The 19,976-nt window shown below is 64.0% G+C and carries 18 protein-coding genes; 14 read left to right on the top strand and 4 right to left on the bottom strand.

Translation table 11 applies throughout. The features are described from left to right. Positions 1 to 1,176 carry an efflux RND transporter periplasmic adaptor subunit gene (locus BLT98_RS23890; protein WP_034785107.1) on the bottom strand — a complete coding sequence of 392 codons (1,176 nt, stop codon included), beginning with the start codon at positions 1,174 to 1,176 and terminating at the stop codon, positions 1 to 3. 240 nt (positions 1,177 to 1,416) lie between these two features. Next, a complete protein-coding gene (locus tag BLT98_RS23885; protein ID WP_092612170.1) occupies positions 1,417 to 1,842 on the bottom strand; it encodes a divergent PAP2 family protein in 426 nt (141 codons plus the stop codon). A 248-nt stretch (positions 1,843 to 2,090) separates the two neighbouring features. Between BLT98_RS23885 and BLT98_RS23880 the strand changes: the two genes are divergently transcribed. The 11 genes from BLT98_RS23880 (at position 2,091) to BLT98_RS23830 (ending at position 12,768) form a co-directional block, all read left to right on the top strand. Further along, on the top strand, positions 2,091 to 3,173 hold the full coding sequence (locus BLT98_RS23880) for a DUF475 domain-containing protein (RefSeq protein ID WP_092612167.1): 1,083 nt from the start codon (positions 2,091 to 2,093) through the stop codon (positions 3,171 to 3,173). 100 nt (positions 3,174 to 3,273) lie between these two features. Beyond that, positions 3,274 to 3,849, top strand: a complete 576-nt coding sequence (locus BLT98_RS23875) for a TerD family protein (RefSeq protein WP_034785104.1) — start codon at positions 3,274 to 3,276, stop codon at positions 3,847 to 3,849. 106 nt (positions 3,850 to 3,955) lie between these two features. Further along, positions 3,956 to 4,672: a TIGR00266 family protein gene (locus BLT98_RS23870; protein WP_035826041.1), complete on the top strand. Its 717-nt coding sequence runs from the start codon at positions 3,956 to 3,958 to the stop codon at positions 4,670 to 4,672. 243 nt (positions 4,673 to 4,915) lie between these two features. Then, positions 4,916 to 5,953, top strand: coding sequence for an ATP-grasp domain-containing protein (locus tag BLT98_RS23865; RefSeq protein ID WP_092612164.1), 1,038 nt, complete (start codon positions 4,916 to 4,918; stop codon positions 5,951 to 5,953). Next, positions 5,950 to 7,107: a phosphoribosyltransferase domain-containing protein gene (locus BLT98_RS23860; protein WP_092612161.1), complete on the top strand. Its 1,158-nt coding sequence runs from the start codon at positions 5,950 to 5,952 to the stop codon at positions 7,105 to 7,107. Before BLT98_RS23865 ends, BLT98_RS23860 begins: the two co-directional genes overlap by 4 nt. After that, positions 7,085 to 7,837, top strand: a complete 753-nt coding sequence (locus BLT98_RS23855; RefSeq protein ID WP_070259729.1) for an HAD family hydrolase — start codon at positions 7,085 to 7,087, stop codon at positions 7,835 to 7,837. The genes BLT98_RS23860 and BLT98_RS23855 overlap by 23 nt, the downstream gene beginning before the upstream one ends. Continuing rightward, on the top strand, positions 7,834 to 8,940 hold the full coding sequence (locus tag BLT98_RS23850; protein ID WP_092612158.1) for a cysteine protease StiP family protein: 1,107 nt from the start codon (positions 7,834 to 7,836) through the stop codon (positions 8,938 to 8,940). Before BLT98_RS23855 ends, BLT98_RS23850 begins: the two co-directional genes overlap by 4 nt. Continuing rightward, positions 8,933 to 9,928, top strand: coding sequence for an HpcH/HpaI aldolase/citrate lyase family protein (locus tag BLT98_RS23845; RefSeq protein WP_034785095.1), 996 nt, complete (start codon positions 8,933 to 8,935; stop codon positions 9,926 to 9,928). Before BLT98_RS23850 ends, BLT98_RS23845 begins: the two co-directional genes overlap by 8 nt. Beyond that, positions 9,925 to 11,169, top strand: a complete 1,245-nt coding sequence (locus tag BLT98_RS23840; protein WP_092612155.1) for a TerD family protein — start codon at positions 9,925 to 9,927, stop codon at positions 11,167 to 11,169. The genes BLT98_RS23845 and BLT98_RS23840 overlap by 4 nt, the downstream gene beginning before the upstream one ends. Before the next feature lie 24 nt (positions 11,170 to 11,193). Beyond that, positions 11,194 to 11,568 (top strand): hypothetical protein, encoded by a 375-nt coding sequence (locus tag BLT98_RS23835; protein ID WP_034785089.1) that lies wholly within the window; start codon positions 11,194 to 11,196, stop codon positions 11,566 to 11,568. 246 nt (positions 11,569 to 11,814) lie between these two features. Continuing rightward, entirely contained in the window at positions 11,815 to 12,768 is a 954-nt protein-coding gene (locus tag BLT98_RS23830) for a hypothetical protein (RefSeq protein WP_092612152.1), read from the top strand. 164 nt (positions 12,769 to 12,932) lie between these two features. Here BLT98_RS23830 and BLT98_RS23825 read toward each other — a convergent pair whose 3' ends face one another. Then, complete coding sequence (locus BLT98_RS23825; protein ID WP_092612149.1) at positions 12,933 to 15,377, bottom strand: hypothetical protein; 2,445 nt, start codon at positions 15,375 to 15,377, stop codon at positions 12,933 to 12,935. Between the two features lie 125 nt (positions 15,378 to 15,502). After that, complete coding sequence (locus BLT98_RS23820) at positions 15,503 to 16,516, bottom strand: serine/threonine protein kinase (RefSeq protein ID WP_092612146.1); 1,014 nt, start codon at positions 16,514 to 16,516, stop codon at positions 15,503 to 15,505. Between the two features lie 102 nt (positions 16,517 to 16,618). Between BLT98_RS23820 and BLT98_RS23815 the strand changes: the two genes are divergently transcribed. From BLT98_RS23815 to BLT98_RS23805, 3 genes are all read left to right on the top strand, one after another. Beyond that, positions 16,619 to 17,317, top strand: a complete 699-nt coding sequence (locus tag BLT98_RS23815; RefSeq protein ID WP_034785080.1) for a UPF0149 family protein — start codon at positions 16,619 to 16,621, stop codon at positions 17,315 to 17,317. A 78-nt stretch (positions 17,318 to 17,395) separates the two neighbouring features. Then, positions 17,396 to 18,316, top strand: a complete 921-nt coding sequence (locus BLT98_RS23810; RefSeq protein WP_034785078.1) for a LysR family transcriptional regulator — start codon at positions 17,396 to 17,398, stop codon at positions 18,314 to 18,316. A gap of 116 nt (positions 18,317 to 18,432) precedes the next feature. Further along, positions 18,433 to 19,956, top strand: coding sequence for an MFS transporter (locus BLT98_RS23805; protein ID WP_034785076.1), 1,524 nt, complete (start codon positions 18,433 to 18,435; stop codon positions 19,954 to 19,956). Positions 19,957 to 19,976: the final 20 nt, after the last annotated feature.

Raw genomic sequence — 19,976 nt, 5'->3', positions numbered from 1 at the left:
TTAGTTTCCTTTACCGGCAACGGCGGTGCTGCTGCTGGCCACGGCGGCGGCTGGCACGGCCTTGGCGGCCGTCAATTCCACTTTCTGACCATCCTTGAAGGTCGAACCCGGCGTGCGCAGCACGGTGTCGCCGCTGGCCAGGCCGCTTTGCACTTCCCACTGGCCCGTGCGCACGTCGCGCGCGCCGATGCGCAAGTTGACTTTATGCAAAGCCTTGTCCTTGACCTTCCACGTGTAGGTCACGTCGCCCGCCTTCACCAGGGCCGAATCGGGGATCATCAGCGCGCTGACGGTTTCCGTCTCGATGCGCCCTTCCGCGTACAGGCCGGCCACGCGCGGTTGTTCCTTGTCATTGAAATCGACCAGCACGGCCACCTGGCGCGTAACGGCATTGGCGGCAGGATCGACGCGGCGCACCTTGCCCGCGAAATCCTGGCCCGGATACCCATTGATACGGAACAGCACGGGCTGGCCCACCTTGACGACGCCGATCTTGTCGGCCGACACCAGGCCTTCGAGGCGCATGCTGGTTGGATCGATGACCTTGATCAATTCCTTGCCGATTTGCGCCGTATCGCCATTCGAGACCTTGCGCTCGCTCACGATGCCGTCGAACGGCGCGCGCACGAGGGTGCGCTGCAACTGCTGGCGGGCTTGCACGGCGCGGCTTTTCGCGGCGGACAGGTCGCTTTGCGCATTGTTGCGGCGGATTTCCGCGTCTTCCAGCGCCTGCGTCGACGTCATGCCCGAGGCGCGCAGGGTTTTCATGCGCTGGAACATGCGTTCGGACTGCTCCAGCACCTGGCTGGCGGCGCGACTGGCTTCCTCGGCCGAATTGAGGCCGTCGCGGATGGACGTTTCGTCCAGGCGCACCAGCACGTCGCCCCGTTTGACGACTTCGCCATTTTCCTTCATGACCTGGATCACCACGGCTGACACTTCGGCGCGCAAGTCCGCATTGCGCTCAGGCTGCACGGAACCGGTGATGACAGGCCCCGATGCCAGCGCATTGCTCTGGATGGTCAGCAGGTCTTCCGGAGATACCAGCAGATTGACGGCAGCGCCCGCCTGTTCCTTGCCCCCCTTGCCAGCGCCTTTGCCAGGATCTTTGGACTCTTTGCCGCAGGCGGCCAGGGCGGAAGCGATTGCCAGAACAAACAGGGTTTTGCGCAACATGGGTAATTCTCCGGATAGATAGCACCACTACCGTTGCTGCGGCCCGGATAGGGCTGCAAGCGATAGCAAGCATAATATTTTTATTAAAACCACAAGCGCCAAAGTATCCATGAGCGCGTCCGGGCATGTCAATCAGCGGCTTCCTGTAATGCTTTAATGAATGGATGAAACGTAGTTTTTACGCCCTGAAACGCAAAACCCCGCCTTCAGGCGGGGTTTTGCGTTTCAGGGAAAGCGAACTTAGCGGGCAAAAACGGTGTTGATCAGGAAACCGATCGCCACGCCCGTGCACAGGCCGCCGGCGATTTCCACCAGGGTATGCCCCATGCGCTCGCGCAACCAGGTGTGCGCCGGGCTGGCCGCTTCCTTGGCCAGGCGGTTGATGGCCGCCGCCTGCTTGCCCACGTGCTGGCGCAGGCTGTTGGCGTCGATGATGACGATGAAGGCCAAGGTCACCGCCACGCCGAAGGCGGGATGGCCGATGCCCTCGCGCAAGGCGATCAGGGTGGCCATGCTGGAAACGACGGCGCTATGGTTGCTGGGAAAGCCGCCATTGCCGACCAGGCCGAACGCCCATTGCCGCGTGCGGACACTGTTGATCAGGAATTTGATCGGTCCGACCAGGATCCAGGTGATCAGGGGCGTGACGAGGTAAGCGATATCCACGGGTATTCCTTCTTATATATATGTCTGTCAAGTGTGCGAGGGGCTGTGGAGCCCGATGGGAGCGCCGCAATTATCGCAGATCATCCGCGCCAGCAGAACTGTCTATCGTCAGCCTATAAAACGCCGCCCCCGGCGGCAACTAATATAAAATCATGGCATATACAACAATTGACGTATATCAACACTGAGTGCGGCGCGCACAGCGGCGCGGATAATCAAACGTCTTTCACACTTGCAACGGGGTCCTCATGCGGCATTTCAGAATTTCCTTTTTAGTCACTTTTATCCTGATGGCAGTGTCAGGCTGGTGGGGGTACAGCCATGGCGGCATGTCAGGCATGATCCAGGCGCTGTGGATCACGGGCGTGCTGGGCATCATGGAAGTGTCGCTGTCGTTCGACAATGCCGTGGTGAATGCCTCGGTCTTGCGTCACTGGAATGAGTTCTGGCAAAAACTGTTCTTGACGGTCGGTATCCTCGTGGCCGTCTTCGGCATGCGGCTGCTGTTTCCGTTGGTCATCGTTTCCGTCGCCACGGGCCTGGGCCTGGTCGACGTGTGGACCATGGCCACCACGACGCCGGACGTGTATGCCAAGCACCTGACGGACAACCATGCGCAAGTGGCGGCCTTCGGCGGCGCCTTCCTGTTGCTGGTGTTCCTGAACTTCCTGTTCGACGATGAGAAGGAGTTGCACTGGCTGGGCTGGGCTGAGGAAAAAGTCAATGCGCTGGGCACCGAAAGCCTGGCCGTGCTGATCACCATGGGCGCCGTGGCCGCCTGCGTGGCGATGGGCCCTGTGGATGAAAAATACAGCGTGCTCGCCTCGGGCATCGTCGGTATCGCCGTCTACATCGGCGTGAACTGGATCAGCGGCTTGCTGGAAGAAGGCGAACCGGACTTGCAGGATGACGCAGAAGAAGGCGCCGCGCCAGCCAGGAATGGCAATGGCGACCTGGTAAAAAAGGTGGCGCGCGGCAGTATCGGCGGCTTCCTGTACCTGGAAGTGCTGGACGCCTCGTTCAGCTTTGATGGCGTGATCGGCGCGTTCGCCATCACCAACGATGTCGTTATCATCATGCTGGGCCTGGCCATCGGCGCCATGTTCGTGCGCTCGATGACGGTGTACCTGGTGCACAAGGGTACCCTGGACGAATTCGTCTACCTGGAGCACGGCGCCCATTATGCGATCGGCATCCTGGCCTTGATCATGCTGGCGTCCGTCAAGTACCATATTCCGGAGTGGTTCACGGGCCTGTCGGGCGTGGCCTTCATCCTGGTCTCGCTGTGGTCATCCTTGCGCTATCGCAAACGGCACGCGGCACAAGCTTGAAATCGGGGGTTCCGCCCCCAATTGAGGAAGTAATGGCACGAGCGCTTTGCGCTCATCCCATGCAGGTATGTTTAAGTAAATTACTGAAAAGGAGCACCACATGGCAATCAGTTTGCAAAAAGGCGGCAACGTCAACCTGAGCAAGGAAGCACCGAACCTGAAGAAGATCATCGTCGGCCTCGGCTGGGATCCTCGTTCGACGGACGGCGCCACCTTCGACCTTGACGGCAGCGCTTTCCTCCTGAAAAGCGACGGCAAAGTCCGTGGCGACTCTGACTTCATCTTCTACAACAACCTGAAGTCGACCGACGGTTCCGTCGTCCACACGGGCGACAACACCACGGGCGAAGGCGAAGGCGACGATGAGCGCATCGAAATCGACCTGTCGCGCGTGCCGGCCGACATCGACCGCATCAGCATCACCGTCACCATTCACGATGCCGACGCGCGCCGCCAGAACTTCGGCATGGTGTCGAAAGCCTTCATCCGCTGCCTGAACGCGGAAGGCGAAAAAGAAATCGCCCGCTACGACCTGTCCGAAGACAGCTCGACGGAAACGGCGATGATCTTTGGCGAAATCTACCGCTACAACGGCGAATGGAAGTTCAAGGCTATCGGCCAGGGCTTTAACGGCGGCCTGGGCCCACTGGCCCGCTCGTTCGGCGTCAATGCCTAAAATTCACACGCAGAAAGCCTGCCTGGCTTTCTGCGGTGAATTGGACTAGTGTCGTATCATCACTGCCGCCTGCACAGTTCAGGCGGCTTTTTTTTGGAGATTTATCATGCCAGTATTTAGTGTCACGGGCGACGTCGATCCTTTCCTCCACGTCAGCATGAAACAGGGCGAAACCATCTATTGCGAATCCGACGCGATGGTGATGATGGAAACGGCGCTGGACTTGAAAGGCAAGATGACGGGCGGCCTGGGCAGCGCCATCATGCGCCGCTTCGCGAATGGCGAATCGTTCTTCCAGCAGCATATCGAAGCGGTGCGCGGCAGCGGCGATTGCCTGCTCTCGCCCACCCTGCCGGGCGCCATCGAAGTGGTCGACGTGGGCGCGCGCCAGTACCTGCTCAACGACGGCGCCTTTGTCGCCGCCACCTCGGGCACGGAAATGAAGGTGCGCACGCAAAGCATCGGCAACGCCCTGTTCGCGCAGTCGGGCGGCTTCTTCGTCATGGAGACGGCCGGCACGGGGCAAGTGGTGGTATCGGGCTTCGGCTCCATGTTCCAGCTCGACGTCGAGCCGGGCAAGGATGTCGTGATCGACAATTCCCACGTCGTGTGCTGGGACAACAGCCTGAAATACGAGATTTCCGTGACCACGGGCGGCGGTGCCAGCGGCGGCGGCATCGGCGGCTTCCTCGGCAATATCGTCAATAGCGTCACCAGCGGCGAAGGCATCGTGCTGCGCTTTTCCGGCTCGGGCAAGGTGTTTATCTGCTCGCGCAACCGCGACGCCTTCCTCAAATGGACAGCCAGCGGCAAGGCTGGCTAGAGGCACCTGACCAAACCTGCTGCGCGTCGGCATAGGCGGCCTGCGATGCTCACCGTACTTGAGTACGGTTGCGCTTCTCGGCCACCTCTTCCTTCCGCTCGCTACGGTTTTGTCAGGCGCTGTTAGTTTGTTGCTCAACGTTGTAGTTCAAAAAAACTCTAAGGCCAGGTTAAGTCTGGCTGGCTACACTCCCCGCGCGCGCACCTGCGCGCGGCTTTCCCTTTCTTTACCCGGTCCCCGTACATGCAAAGAGTCTGGTTCAACAAAACATTTTCCTCGGTCGGCACGGCCATGCGCCTGATCCGCGAGGCCGATATGGCCGCGACTGGCGGTGCGCCCCGCTATCACATCGTGTGCAGCAATACGAACGCGCACGCGGCCGCCTTCCTGTCGGCCCACGAATACGCGGTCGAACCGTCGGGCCTGACGGGCCTCAATTATGTCGAGTGGTGCCTGGAATTCTGCCGCGACCGGAGCATCACGATTTTCTGGCCAGGCAAGGAAGCGGGCCTGATCGGCAGCGCCAGCGCGCGCTTCGCCGCCATCGGCACGCGCGTGCTCAGCGTGGCCAGCGAAGACACCCTGAATTTAATGCACGACAAGGCGCGCTTCTGCGACGGACTCGATCTGCCCATGGCGCGCCCGGCCGACTACCGCGCCGTCACCACGATCGCAGAATACGACGCCGCCTACGCCGAACTGCGCCCGCTGCATCGCAAGCTGTGCATCAAGCCGTCCGAATCCGTGTATGCCCTGGGCTTTGCCATTCTCGATGAAGAGCGCACCAGCGCCCAGCTGCTGCTGGCCGGCGCCGCCTACCAGATCAATGCGCAAGAGCTGCGCAGCGGCCTGGCGCAGATGGCATCGTTCAAGACCCTGCTGCTGATGGAATACCTCGACGGCCACGAATACAGCGCCGACTGCGTCGCCGACCAGGGCAAGCTCGTTTGCGCCGTGCCGCGCAAGAAGCTGCACGGGGGCGGCAGCGGCCAGCTGATCGAACTGCGCGACGACTTGCTGGCAGCCTGCGACAAACTGGCGCGCGACTACCGCCTGAATGGCGTCTTCAACATCCAGTTCCGCGAAGGCGCGAATGGCCTGGCGCTGCTGGAGATCAACCCGCGCATGTCGGGCGGCATCGGCATGGCGTGCGCTGCCGGCCCGAACCTGCCCTACCTGGCGCTGGCCGGTTTCGACCAGGGCTTTGACAAGCTCACCGTGCCCGCCATCCACGAAGGCATGCGCGTGGGCGAAGCCGCCTACGCCGTGGAGCTGCCATGAACATCGTCAAGCAGCAGATGCCCACGGGCGAGCTGACCTTGAAAGTGGACGAGGCGCGCTTTCCGCTGGACTGGCTGATCGGCTTTGCCGCGCGCGCCAACGCCAAGCGGGGCTTTTTGTTCCTGTCCAAGGTGCTGGGCAAGCACTGGCCCGTCACGCCGCGCGCCATGCAAGCCATCCACGACGACCTGGCCGCGCAGATCCCCCCCAGCCTGCCCGGCCCCGTGGTCTTCATCGCCATGGCGGAAACGGCCGTCGGCCTGGGCCAGGGCGTGTTCGAGGCATGGCTGCGCGCCAACCCGTATGGAAAAGCCCTGTTTTTGCACAGCTCGCGCTACCGCGTGGGCACGGTGCCCTTCTTCGAATTCGAGGAGTCGCACAGCCACGCGCCGCGCCAGTTCCTGCATTTATCGGACGCGGCCAGCGCGCTGTTTTCCACGGCCCGCAGCCTGGTGCTGATCGACGATGAAGCGTCGACCGGCAACACCTTCGCCAACCTGGTGCAAGTGTGCCGCGCGCGCTATCCGCAGCTGGAAAAGCTGCACCTGGGTGTGATCACCAATTTCATGGGCCAGGCCGCCAACGCGGGCTTGAGTGAGCGTTTCGGCCTGCCCACCAGCATCGGCGCGGCGCTCTCCGGCCAGTACGCCTTCCAGGCGGGCGCTGCGCCTGCTCCGGTAGCGGCCAGCGCGCAGCGCTTCGAGGCGAATGCGGAACGGGGCGCCAGCCCCGCGTTTGGCCGCATCGGCGTGGGACGCGCCCTGGCGCCGCCGCAAGGCCTGGCGGTGCAGCTGGCGCAGGAAATCGGCGCCGGCGACTCTGTACTGGTGCTGGGCACGGGCGAATTCATGCACCCGTCGTTCTTGCTGGCGCGCGAGCTGGAAGCGCTGGGCAAGAACGTGGTGGTGCAATCGACCACGCGCTCGCCCATCCTGTCATGGGGCTCCGTCGGCCACATCATCAACTGCGACGACAACTACGGCGAAGGCATCGCCAATTACCTGTACAACGTGGCGCCTGGCCAGTACCAGCACGTTTTCATCTGCCATGAAACCCCGGCCAGCCCGGCCCTCATGCAACTCGCCGGCCAGTTGAATGGCCGCCTGTTCCACTTTCAGTCAGAGACCAAAATTGAAGAAATTCCTGTTTGTTGATCTGGACGACACACTGTTCCAGACCCCGAAAAAATGCCCGGGCGAGACCGACCTGCAGCCGGCCGCCTATCTGAAAAATGGCGACGCCTGCTCGTTTACGACGGCGCGCCAGCGCGCCTTCTTTGAATTCGCGCACAGCGGCATGACCCTGATTCCCGCCACGGCGAGAAATGGCGACGCCTTCCGCCGGGTCGACCTGCCATTTACCAGCTACAGCGTGCTCGATTACGGCGGCATCGTGCTGCAGCCGGGCGGCGCGCTCGACGCGGGCTGGCTGGCCCTGATGCAGGACGACATGCAGACGGCCTTGCCCGGCCTGCGGGAAGCCATGCGCATCATTGACGATTTCCAGGCCAAGACGGGCATGCCTTCGCGCGCGCGCCTGATCGAGGACTACAACACGCCGTTCTACATCGTCGTCAAGGACCATGAAGCGCGCGGCGAACGCCTGGCCGATATCGAAGAGCAGGTGCTGCAGCAGTGGATCGCCACCGAAGGCAGCGACTACTTCATCCACCGCAACGGCAACAACCTGGCCGTGCTGCCGAAAACCCTGAACAAGGCACGCGCCGTCGCTTACCTGCGCGCGGAGCTGGAAGCCGAACACGGCCCCATCGTCAGCTTCGGCATGGGCGACAGCCGTTCGGACGCCCGCTTCATGGCCGCCTGCGACTACGCCATCATCCCCAACGGCACCCAGCTGGCGGCACTCACGGTGGCGGCGCTATGACCGACGGCACGCAGCATTTCAGCGGCAGCTACCGCCAGGAAGACGTGGAGTTTCTGCTCACGCCGATGGCGCTCGAGCCCATCCTCGACCTGGCCGAAAAAGAGCGCTTGATCCAGTCGGGCCAGCGCCACTACAGCGAAATGCTGTCGCCCGAATCCCTGCCCTCGCCCGCCTACCTGGCCCTGTTCCGGAGCGCGTTTGCGGCCAACCGCCTGCAGATGGCGCGCGACTGCCTGCGCCTGGCCGCCCTGATCGCGGCGCGGCGCACGGGCCGCATCACGCTGGTCTCGCTGGCGCGCGCCGGCACGCCCGTGGGCGTCATCCTGGGCCACTTGCTGCGCCAGGTGTTCCAGCGCGAATGCAGCCACTATTCCGTCTCCATCATCCGCGACCGCGGCATCGACACCAATGCCCTGCAGCACATCCTGGCGCAGGGCCATGCGGCCGAATCCCTCGTCTTCGTCGACGGCTGGACGGGCAAGGGCGTGATTTCGCGCGAACTGCGCCAGACCGTCAACGATTTCAACGCGGCGCATGGCACGGCCATCGACGGCGGCCTGTTCGTGCTGTCCGACCTGGCCGGCACGGCCGCCTGCGCCGCATCGGCCAGCGACTACCTGATCCCGTCAAGCATTCTGAATGCCACGGTCTCGGGCCTGGTCAGCCGCTCCGTGTTGAATGAAGCCATCGGCCCGGACGACTTCCATGGCTGCGTGTACTACGCGCAGTTCGAAGCGCACGACCAGTCGCGCGATTTCGCCGACGGCCTGGTGGCCGACGCCGTGGCGATTGCCGCCAGCAGCGGCATCCCGCTGGCCGAAGCGAGCGATGCGCCAGCGATGGCGGCCCGCTCGCAAGCCTACATGGCCGCGGCGCAGCAGCAATACGGCATCAGCGACATCAACCTGATCAAGCCAGGCATCGGCGAAGCGACGCGCGTGCTGCTGCGCCGCGTGCCCGAGCGCCTGATCGTGCGCGACACGAATGCGCCGGACGTGGCACATTTGCTGCTTCTGGCGCAGGAAAAAGCCATACCCGTCACAGTAGAACCGGCGCTGCCCTACCAGGCGGTTGCCCTTATCAGGAGCGCAGTCGATGGATAACAACTCCCTACACCCGCAAAGCGAGCATAAAGCGGCGCTGGGCGCCTCCATGTATGTACCGACCACGCACAAGGACTTGCTGGCGATCGCCAATGGCGACAAATTCAGCCATTTGCGTTCGGTCATCCTTTGCACCGAAGACGCCATCGCGGAACGCGACCTCAGTTACGCGATGTTCAACCTGTCGCTGGCGCTGCAAAATATGTGCGACGAATCGGATACCTTGCGCTTCGTGCGCGTGCGCAATCTCGACGTGCTGGCGCGCGTGCTGGCCATGCCCGGCGCCGACAAATTGAGCGGCTTCGTGCTGCCGAAATCCACGCGCCACAATTTCGCCGCGTATTTCGAGCTGGTGCGCCACACGCACCATCTGCTGATGCCGACCCTGGAAACGGCGGAAGTGTTCGACGACGAGGAAATGAAGCAGTTCCGCATCATCCTGTCGGCGCCGGAAGTGCGGCGCCGCATCCTGGCCCTGCGCATCGGCGGCAACGATCTGCTGGCATTACTCGGCTTGCGCCGCCCCACCAGCGGCACCATTTATTCAACGCCGCTGGGCCAGGTCATCGGCCGCCTGGTGACGATCTTCAAGCCGCACGGCTTCCAGCTGACGGCGCCCGTCTTCGAGCACCTGTCGCAGGGCAGCTGGCTCGATGCCGAAGTGGCGCAGGACATGGCACACGGCATGATCGCCAAGACGGCCATCCACCCGGACCAGGTGCCGCAGATCGAACGCCACTACCAGGTGGCGCAGTCGGACATCGAACTGGCGCTGCGCATCATCGACCCGGACAGCCCGGCCGTGTTCCGCATGCAGGAATCGATGTGCGAAGTGGCCACGCACAGCAGCTGGGCGCTGCGCATCATCGAGCAGGCGCGCCTGTTCGGCATCCGCCATGCGGCCGACGGCGCCGCGGCGCCCGCCCCCCATTTGCACCACTCCTTGAATACTCAACTCTCCAGCGACGAAGGGACTGCACGACCATGACCAATTTCACACGCGGACAAAAAGGCAAACTGGCTGACCTGGGCTTGAATGGCCCGTTTGCCGTCACGCTCGATATCGTTTCGGGCTCGATGGAAGTGGACGTCAGCTGCTTCGGCGTCGATGCGGCCGGCAAGCTGTCGGACGACCGCTACATGGTGTTCTTCAACCAGAAAAGCGCGCCGGACAACGCCATCACGGTGGACTTGAACGGCCCCCGCTCCACCTTCCAGGTCGACCTTTCCCGCCTGCCAGCCTCGATCGACAAGCTGGTATTCACGGCGGCGACGGAACAGGGCAGCATGCGCGCGCTGGGCAATTCCAGCATGGCGCTGGGCCAGGCGGCCACGTTTGCCTTCACGGGCAATGACTTCCAGGACGAGAAGGCCGTCATCATCGGCGAACTGTATCGCCGCGACGGCAGCTGGCGCTTCGGCGCCGTGGGCCAGGGTTTCGCGGGCGGCCTGGCGGCCCTGCTGAAGCACTTTGGCGGCAGCGAAGCGGGGGCATCCTCCCCGGCGCCAGCGCCGGCTTCCGTGCCCACGCCGGCAGCCCCGCCGCCGGCGAATAAAATCTCGCTGTCGAAAATCCGCCTGGAAAAACGCGGCGACAAGATCTCGCTCGACAAGCGCGACAGCGGCGGCTATGGCCGCATCCGGGTCAACCTGAACTGGAACCAGAACGCGTCGCAAGGCCAGGCGCCCGCTTCGAAGCTGGACACGGGCTTCCTCGGCAAGCTGTTCAACAAGCCGGCCGGCCGTTCGGGCGGCATCGACCTCGACATCGGCTGCCTGTTCGAAATGAGCAATGGCAGCAAAAGCGCCGTGCAGGCGCTGGGCAACAGCTGGGGCGCCTACGACCGTCCGCCGTACATCCACCTGGAAGGCGACGACCGCACGGGCAGCATCAGCAGCGGCGAAAACATCTTCATCAACGGCACCCATTTCGACCAGATCAAGCGCGTGCTCGTGTACGCCTTCATCTACGAAGGCGTGCCGAACTGGGCCGCCACCGATGGCGTCGTGACGATCGAGATTCCCGGCCAGCCGACGGTGGAAGTGCGCCTCGACAGCGACAGCCAGCACGCCATGTGCGCCATCGCCATGCTGGAAAACCACGGCGGCAACCTGCAGGTGACAAAGTTGGTGGAATACTTCGGCGGCCAAGGTAAAATCACGGCGCACCAGGCCATGGACGAGCGCTACAATTTCGGACTGAACTGGAAAGCCGGCCGCAAGGACTGATCCTTTTACCTAAACAACCCTACCATGACCCCTACGACCAAAAAAGTCACCTTCGCCTTCGCCATCTTCCTCGTGGCCGGCTTCCTGCTGCTGGCCGCCTACACGTGGATGGCCCTCAGCTTCTCCTACTCGGAAGGCGAACGGGCGGGCTACCTGCAAAAGTTCTCCAAGCGGGGCTGGATTTGCAAGACATGGGAAGGTGAACTGCTGTTGACGGCACTGCCCGGCACCATCCCGGAAAAATTCCAGTTCAGCGTGCGCGATGAAGACGTGGCGAAGCAATTGTCGGCCGCGGCCGGCAAGCGCATTCTCGTCACCTACAGCCAGCACAAGGGCGTGCCCACGCAATGCTTCGGCGAGACGGAATATTTTGCCGATAAAGTCGTATTGAGCCAGTAATACCGCCATTCAGCAGCATCGCGCCGGCCAGCCCCTTCAGGCCGGCGCCTCCCCGCCCGCCCGCCACCGATGCATTTTCAACAAGAAAATATTGGCACGCATCACGCATTCCCGCTTTCTTATACACTTGTGACAAGTCCTGGCTAAACAGTTTACAAATGTAGTCAGTGTGCAAGATTCTTGCGCAATCGCATGGCATTTCGCCAGCCTATCGTTAGCGTGTATTCACCCATCAATGGAAACGTCATGCGCATACCATTCACCGTCCTGGCCCTGCTGGCCGCCTCGCTCCCCCTGTCCATCCACGCACAGGACTTGGCCGGCATGGCCGGTTCGCTGAAAGTTAACTCGACCAACGAGCGCACCTTTGTCGGCGCCATCAGTTACACGCAGCCGGTGGGCAATTACAACGCGGTGAGCCTGTCGTATATCAACGAGGGGCATCCTGAAGACCATCACCGCGACGGCATGGCGGGCCAGGTGTGGCTGCGCACGAAAAATGTGGAGCAGGGCCTGATGCTGGGCGCCGGCATCGGCCGCTACTTCTTCTTCGACACGGCCAAGACGGACGATGCACCGCACAATTTCGACAATGACCATGGCTGGAGCTCCATCGCCAGCCTGCAGGCGCGCTGGCAATTCGACAACCGCTGGTATGCCTTGGCCCAGGTCAACCACATCAAGCCCGACGGCAAGGACAACACCACGCACCTGCTGATCGGCGCCGGCTACCGCTATGACGGCGTGCCGGGCGCCAAGCTGCACTTGCAGAACTGGGCGCACGACGACACCTTGACCTTATCGACAGGCCACACCATCGTCAACAGCTTCCGCTCCGAGTCCTCGCGCCCGTTCACCGTGGAATACCGGCGCGCGGCGGGAAAATACGTGGACTGGAGCGCCACGCTCATCGACGAAGGCAGCACGGCGCTGGCGCGCCGGCGCGGCGCGGCCGCCCAGTTGTGGCTGATCCGCTCGCTCAACGAAAAAGTGGAATTCGGCATGGGCGCCGGCCCGTACGTGGCGTGGGACGGCCGCGACACGCAAGGCCACAGCACGCGCCTGACAGGCTTGCTGTCAGCCGTAGGCCGCTACCACGTCAACCGCCGCTGGGTGGCGCAAGCGGCGTGGAACCGGGTGGTGACGGATTACCACCGCGATGCGGATGTGTTGCTGGTGGGGGTGGGGAGAAAATTCTGATGGAAAAACGTAAAAAATCTTCTCTTCCACTAAAGTAACGATATCGAACAAAACCGTAGCGAGCGGCAGTGATTTGTGGCTGAGAAGCGCAACCGTACTTTAAGTACGGTGAGCATCGCCAGCCGCAAAGCGCGCCGCGCAGTAGGTTTGGTTCGGTATCCTGCCTAGCGTGAGCGCCAGACAGCGCCTGCGGATTCATTCGGCTGCGTTAAGCGCTCGATCACTTCGCGCGTCAAACTGGCCGAGCTGACCTGTTCTGCTTTCGCGCGGGCGGCGGTCAGGGAACTGGAAAACGCGCTTTGCGGCTGCTCCAGGCTGGCGCGCAAGGCGGCCAGTTCGCGCTCTTGCTGCTGCGCGCGCGCCATTTCCAGGTCCAGCAATTGCTGCTTGGCGATGGCCATCGCGCGTGTCGTCTCGGCCGCCTTGCGCTGCAGGGCGGCATGGGCCTGGGCACTGGCCAGCAAGGCTTGCTGGGCTGCGAGTTTTTCGCTGGCGGCTTGCTGCGCGGCCAGTTCCAGCTGCTCGCGCTGGCGCATGGCATCGAGCGCCTGCTGCTCCATGGCGGCGCGCGCTTCAGCGGCCGCCGTCGCCTGCTTTTCCGCTTCCAGGCGGCCGGCAATGGCTTGCGAGGCGCGCTCTTCGGCGCTGCTGGTCTGGCGCTGCTGCACCAGCTTCTGCGCGATCAGGGCCAGCGACTCGCGTTCGGCCGCGACGAAATCGCGCTCGGACGCCAGCAGCGCATCGGCCGCTTGCGCCTTGGATTCTTCCACGCGGGCGCGCTCGGCATGCACTTGTCCCAGTTCCACGGCCAGGCGCGCCTGCGCCTGCACGGCTTGCGCGGCAGCGGCTTTCTGTTCGCCTTCGACCAGGGCCTGATCCATCAAAATACGGATGGCGTCCGCTTCTTTTTGCGCCGCTTCCGTCAAGGCCAGTTCGGCCGCCTGCTGGCCGCGCAGCAGTTCCGCTTGCGCGCCTTCGGCGGCGATGCGTTCCTGTGCCGCGTTGAACGCCAGCGCTTCCGCTTCCAGTTTCTCTTTCAAGGCGGCGATGGCGGCTTGTTCGGCGGCCAGGCGCTCCTGCTCCGCCTGCAGCAGCTGCTCTGCCTGCTGCGCTTTTTCCTGTGCCAGTTGCGACGCCTGTTCCTGCGCGGCCAATGTCGCCCGGCCGGCATCGACCTCGGCCTGCTCGGCTTCGTTCTGGCTGGCGGCCAGTTCCGCGGCCTGGCGCGCCAGTTCGGCCCGTTCGTGCGCCAGGCTGGCGGCGCGCTGCTGCTCTTCCAGTTCGCGGGCTGCCGCCACGGCGGCGGCCTGCTCGGCCGCTTCGCGTGCCTTGGTTTCTTCGAGGGCCGCCGTTTCCGCTTCCAGCTTGGCGTGGCCGGCGATTTCCGCATCCTGTTCGGCGGCGACGCGGGCCAGCGCCACGGCGCGCAGCTGGCGGTCTACCTCGATGCGCGCTTCGGTGGCGGCCAGGATGCGCACGTCCGCATCGCGGCGCGCCTGCGCGCTGGCCACGGCGACCATTTCCAGGCGCTCGCGGTGGATGGCCGCGTCGCGCAATTCCTTTTCCGTCTGCAGGCGCAAACGCAGCGATTGCGCCGCATGGCGTTCCGATTCCGCCTGCGCCAGGGCGATGGCTTCGCGTTCCTGTTCCAGGTGCGCCAGCGCGCGCGCTTCTTCAAGGGCGCGCACTTCGGCGGCGGCCCGGTTGAAGGCCGATTCCAGCGCGATCTGGTCGGCGCGCTCGCGCTGCACCGTCAAGTCCAGCGCTTCGCTTTCCGCTTCGGCCAGCATCTGCGCCGTCTGGCGCGCACCGTGCGCATGGCGCTCGCGCTCACGCGCCAGCACGGCAACTCTTGCATCGGCCGAGGCGATGCCCACCATTTCTTCCTTGGCTGCCTGCACGGCGGCGACGCGCTCGACGGCCTGCAGGCGCGCCTGCTCCGTCTGCACCTGCAATTCTTCGGCGGCGCGGGCGGCCTGTTCGGCCAGTTCCGACTGCACGGCCACCTGCTCGCTGGCGCGCAAGCGGCTTTCCTGTTCCGCGCGCGAACGCTGTTCAGCGGCCAGGCGGATTTCATTGTCCGACTCCACGCGGGCGCGCAGTTCCGCCGTCTCCTGCTTGACGGCTTCCAGGCGGGCCACGCTGGCTTGCGCGGCAGCGCGCATGGTGTCGAGACGTTCGCGGTTGGCGGCAATCGCTTCTTCGGCTGCCTGTGCATTTTGCTGTGCGGCGGCGGCGGCGGCGGCGTCGATGGCGGCGCGGTCCTCGGCCAGCGAGCGCACGCGCGCCTCGGCCAGCGCGCGGCTTTCGGCGGCGCAGGTGGCCTTCGCTTCCGCTTCCACGCGGGCAATCGCCTCGTGGATGGCTTTCAATTCCATTTTCTGGCGTTCGGCGGCCGGTGCCTTGCCATCAACTTCGGCTGCCGGCTCGGCTTGCGGCTCGGGCATCGCGGCGACAGGAGCGGCAGGAAGCGGCGCTGGCGCATCGGCCTTGCGCTCCAGGTCCTTGAAATCATGCAGCGAGACCATGCTGTCCTGGTCGAACTCGTCGTCGGCGGAATACGCGACGGTGAGGGAGGCGGCCTGGCGCTGATTTTGCTGTGCTTGCATGATTTCTCGCTTATTCGGGTGAATTCCGTTGCTTATGGGAATTTATTAGCACCATTATCGAACAGGCATGCGCAAATCAGCGCGGCAAGAAGAGGGGCGTTTACCGCCCTTTTCCCGCGTTTAGGTCAAACAGGCCACAATGGCGCCTCATCCATCAGGGCAACCTGCTCCCTGAGTTCCAGGATGCGGTCCTGCCAGTAGCGCTGCGTGTTAAACCACGGGAAGGCGACGGGGAAGGCGGGATCATCCCAGCGGCGCGCCAGCCAGGCCGAATAATGGATCAGGCGCAGGGTGCGCAGCGCTTCGACCAGGTACAGCTGGCGCGGGTCGAAATCGCAAAAATCTTCATAGCCGGCCAGGATGTCGCTCATCTGGCGCACCATGTCGCCCCGCTCGCCCGACAGCATCATCCACAGATCCTGGATGGCCGGGCCCATGCGGCTGTCGTCGAAATCGACGAAATGGGGGCCGGCATCCGTCCACAGCACGTTGCCGCCATGGCAGTCGCCATGCGTGCGCAGCATGGCCACGTCGCCCGCGCGGTCATAGCAGCGCTTGACGCCGTCGAGCGCCTGCTGCGCCACGCTGGAATACGCGGCCAGCAGTTCGGGCGGCAGGAAATTTCCCTCCAGCAAAAATTCGCGCGGCTCGACGCCGAACGTCTGGTGGTCGAGCGCCGGACGCTGCTTGTACGTGGACAGCGCGCCGACGGCGTGGATGCGGCCGATGAAGCGCCCTATCCACTCCAGCGTCGCCGGGTCGTCCAGCTCGGGCGCGCGGCCGCCGTGGCGGGGAAAGACGGCAAAGCGGAAGCCCTGGTACTGGTGCAGGGTGCTGCCATGGATTTCCAGCGCCGGCACCACCTGGATTTCGCGCTCGACCAGCTCGGACACGAACGCGTGCTCTTCCAGGATGGCCGTATCGCTCCAGCGCTCGGGACGGTAGAACTTGGCCACCAGGGGCGCGCTGTCTTCGATACCCACCTGGTAGACGCGGTTTTCATAGCTGTTCAGGGCCAGCAGACGGCCATCGCCGCGCAGCCCCACGCTGTCGAGGGCGTCGAGCACGCAATCGGGGCTCAGGGCGGAAAAGGGATGGACGGGCCGGTCGTCCTCGTGCGGCTGGTTTTCATTGTGCATAAGCGACATTGTAAGGCGCGCGCGGGCCGCCGGTGCAAACACTTAGGTGAGGAAGCGCCGCTAGGCGTATACTGTCTGCTTACATTCAATAAAGAGCAAGCCATGCAACTCGAACAGCCATTATCAGAAAAAGAATTCGACGAATTAGACCAATTCCTGTTGTCGGAGCGCTGCTCCGAAGACGCGATGACCATGGATATGCTGCACGGCTATCTGACGGCCGTCGCCATCGGCCCGGAACCAATCATGCCGGCCGAGTGGTTGCCGCGCGTGTGGGGCGAAGATGCCGAAGATGCGCCGAAATTCAAGAACAGCAAGGAAGAAGAGCGCATCGTCAACCTGATCATGCGCTTCATGAACGAAGTGCTGGTGACGTTTGAAGTGGCGCCGAAGGAATTCGAAGCCCTGTTCGTCGAGCACGACTACGAAGGCCAGACCCTGATCGACGCCGAAGCCTGGTGCTGGGGCTTCTGGGACGGCATGGAGCTGCGTCCTGGCTCGTGGAACGAAATCTGGGATTCGGAAGTGGCCGAGCTGATGCAGCCGATCTACCTGCTGGGCGCCGACGAAATCAAGGAAGAAGAGCTGAAACTGGTGGAAGACCCGGTCAAGGCGCACAAACTGGCGCAGGAACTGGAAGCGAACCTGCCGGCCATCCACCGTTTCTGGGTCCCGCGCCGCAAGGCTCCCGTGCAGACCATGAAGCGCGAAGAGCCGAAAGTGGGCCGCAACGACGACTGCCCTTGCGGCAGCGGCAAGAAGTTCAAGAAATGCTGCGGCGCCGAACCGGCAGCCGAGTAATCCCGCAGTAGCATCACTGTCTGCGCCGGCGTCCTGCCGGCGCAGCGCTGGCGCTGGCCCCCGGGCTATAATCGCCGCATGAAACTCCCTGACCTGAACCTGCTCGTCGCCCTCGATATCCTGCTCGAGGAAGGCAGCGCCGTGGCCGCCGCGCGGCGCATGAATTTGAGCGCGCCGGCCATGAGCCGCACCCTGGCGCGCATCCGCGACGCCATCGGCGACCCCGTCTTCGTGCGCTCCGGGCGCGGCCTGGCGCCCACCCCGCGCGCGCTGGAATTGCGCGAGCAGGTCCGCGGCGTGGTGGAACAGGCGCACGCCATCTTCACGTCGGGCCGCGAAGTGGACTTGCGCACGCTGGAACGCACGTTCAGCCTGTGCGCCAACGACGTGTTTGTCGGTTCCTACGGCGGCAAGCTGCGCGACCTGCTGGCCCGCCATGCGCCGCACACGGTGCTGCGCTTCGTGCCAGAGGGCGATGGCGCCACGGAAAACGACGCCCTGCACGCGGGCCGCATCGACCTGTACATCAGCGCGCGGCGCGCCTTCGCGCCCGACATCAAGCTGCAGCAGCTGTTTACCACCGGCTTTGTCGGCATCGCCCGCAGCGACCACCCGATCTTCGACGGCCCCATCAACCTCGACAGCTTTACCGAATACGAACATATCAGCGTCTCGCGGCGCGGCCTGGCGCGCGGTCCCTTCGACACCATCCTGGCCGAGCGGGGCTACACGCGCCGGGTCTCGCTGATCAGCCCCAACTTCCAGTCCGCCATCTTCGCCGTGGCCGATTCGCGCCTGCTGCTGCCGCTGATGCCCACGCCCCTGCTGGCCATCGTCGAGCGCCTGGGCTTGAAGCTGCGCACCTTCCAGCTACCCATCCCCGTCGACAGCGTGGAAGTCTTCCAGGCCTGGCACCCGCGCCTCGACCACGACCATGCGCACCGCTGGCTGCGCCGCATGATCAAGGAGCTGTGCGACGGCACGCCACCCGACGCTTAGGGTCTGGGCCCACAATCATTGCGCCAGACGCAATTCAGAATTCATTAATTATCAATTTTCACAAGATTAACGGCTACCTATACTGCGTGGACTGATCCTCATCCACGGAGTTCCCTGTGTCTGCTGTACCCCTTCCTGGCGCCGCCCCCGCGGCCGCGCCGCCCGCGCCTCCCATCTTCGGACTGCGCCTGGCCACGGGCCTGGCTGGCGTGCTGCTGGCCGTGCTGGTATCCGGCCTGAATGAAAACATCACCAAGGTCGCGCTGGCCGACATCCGCGGCGCCATGGGCATCGCGCGCGACGACGCCAGCTGGCTCGTCGCCCTGTATGCGGCCGCCTCGGTCTCGGCCATGGCGTTCGCGCCGTGGTGCTCCGTCACCTTTTCGCTGCGCCGGCTGACGGCCACCGCCATCATCGTCTGCATGGCCGCCGGCGTGCTGTGCCCGTTCGCGCCGAACCTGTCCGTGCTGATGGTCCTGCGCGTGGTGCAGGGCGCGGCCGGCGGCGCCCTGCCGCCCATGCTGATGACGGTGGCGCTGCGCTTCCTGCCGCCGAACATCAAGCTATATGGCTTGGGCGGCTATGCGCTGAGCGCCACCTTCGGTCCCAGCCTGGGCACGCCGCTGGCCGCCTTCTGGACCGAGTACCTGGGCTGGCAATGGGCCTTCTGGCAAGTCGTCCCGGGCAGCATCGTCGCCCTGCTGATGGTGTCCTGGGGCTTGCCGCAAGACCCGCTGCGCCTGGAGCGCTTGCGCCAGTTCGACTGGCGCGGCCTGCTGCTTGGCCTGCCCGCCATCAGCATGCTGGTGGTGGGATTGCTGCAGGGTGAACGCCTGGCGTGGTTCGCCTCGCCGCTGATCTGCGTGCTGCTGGGCGGCGGTCTGTTGCTGCTGGTGCTGTTCTTCATCAACGAGTGGTCGCACCCGCTGCCGTTCTTCAAGCTGCAGCTGCTGTCGCGGCGCAACCTCAGCCATGCCCTGCTGACCCTGGGCGGCGTGCTGTTCGTGCTGCTGGCCGTGATCCTGATTCCCTCGTCCTACCTGGCGCAGGTGCACGCTTACCGCCCGCTGCAAACGGCGCCCGTGATGCTGATGGTGGCGCTGCCGCAGTTGATCGCCTTGCCGCTGGTGGCCGCCCTGTGCAACATCCGCGCCGTCGACTGCCGCTGGGTGCTGGCCATCGGCCTGGCCCTGCTGGCCCTGTCCTGCGTGCTGGGCGCGCGCATGTCGCCAGACTGGATACGCACGCATTTCTACCTGCTGCAAGCGGTGCAGATCTTCGCGCAACCGATGGCCGTGATTCCCTTGCTGCTGCTGGCCACCACGGGCCTGGCGCCGCAGGATGGCCCGTTCGCCTCGGCCTGGTTCAACACCATCAAGGGCATGTCGGCCGTCGTAGCCACCGGCGTGCTCGATGCGCTGATCACGCGCCGCAACCATTTTCATTCGACGGTGCTCAGCGAGCGCCTGGGCAACCTGCCAGCCGGCGTGGACATGGCGGGAATTGCGCAGCGCATGCATGCGCAAGTCGTCACCCTCACCTCGTCCGACCTGTACCTCACCGTGGCCGCCATCGCGCTGGCCATGATTGTGATCATTCCTATCCTGCCGACACGCGTATTCCCTCCGCGCGCCGCCTGATTTCCATTTTTACGAAAGAG

The sequence above is a fragment of the Janthinobacterium sp. YR213 genome (genome assembly GCF_900099875.1).
GTDB lineage: Bacteria > Pseudomonadota > Gammaproteobacteria > Burkholderiales > Burkholderiaceae_D > Janthinobacterium > Janthinobacterium lividum.
This window is presented reverse-complemented; position numbering and strand designations above follow the sequence as displayed.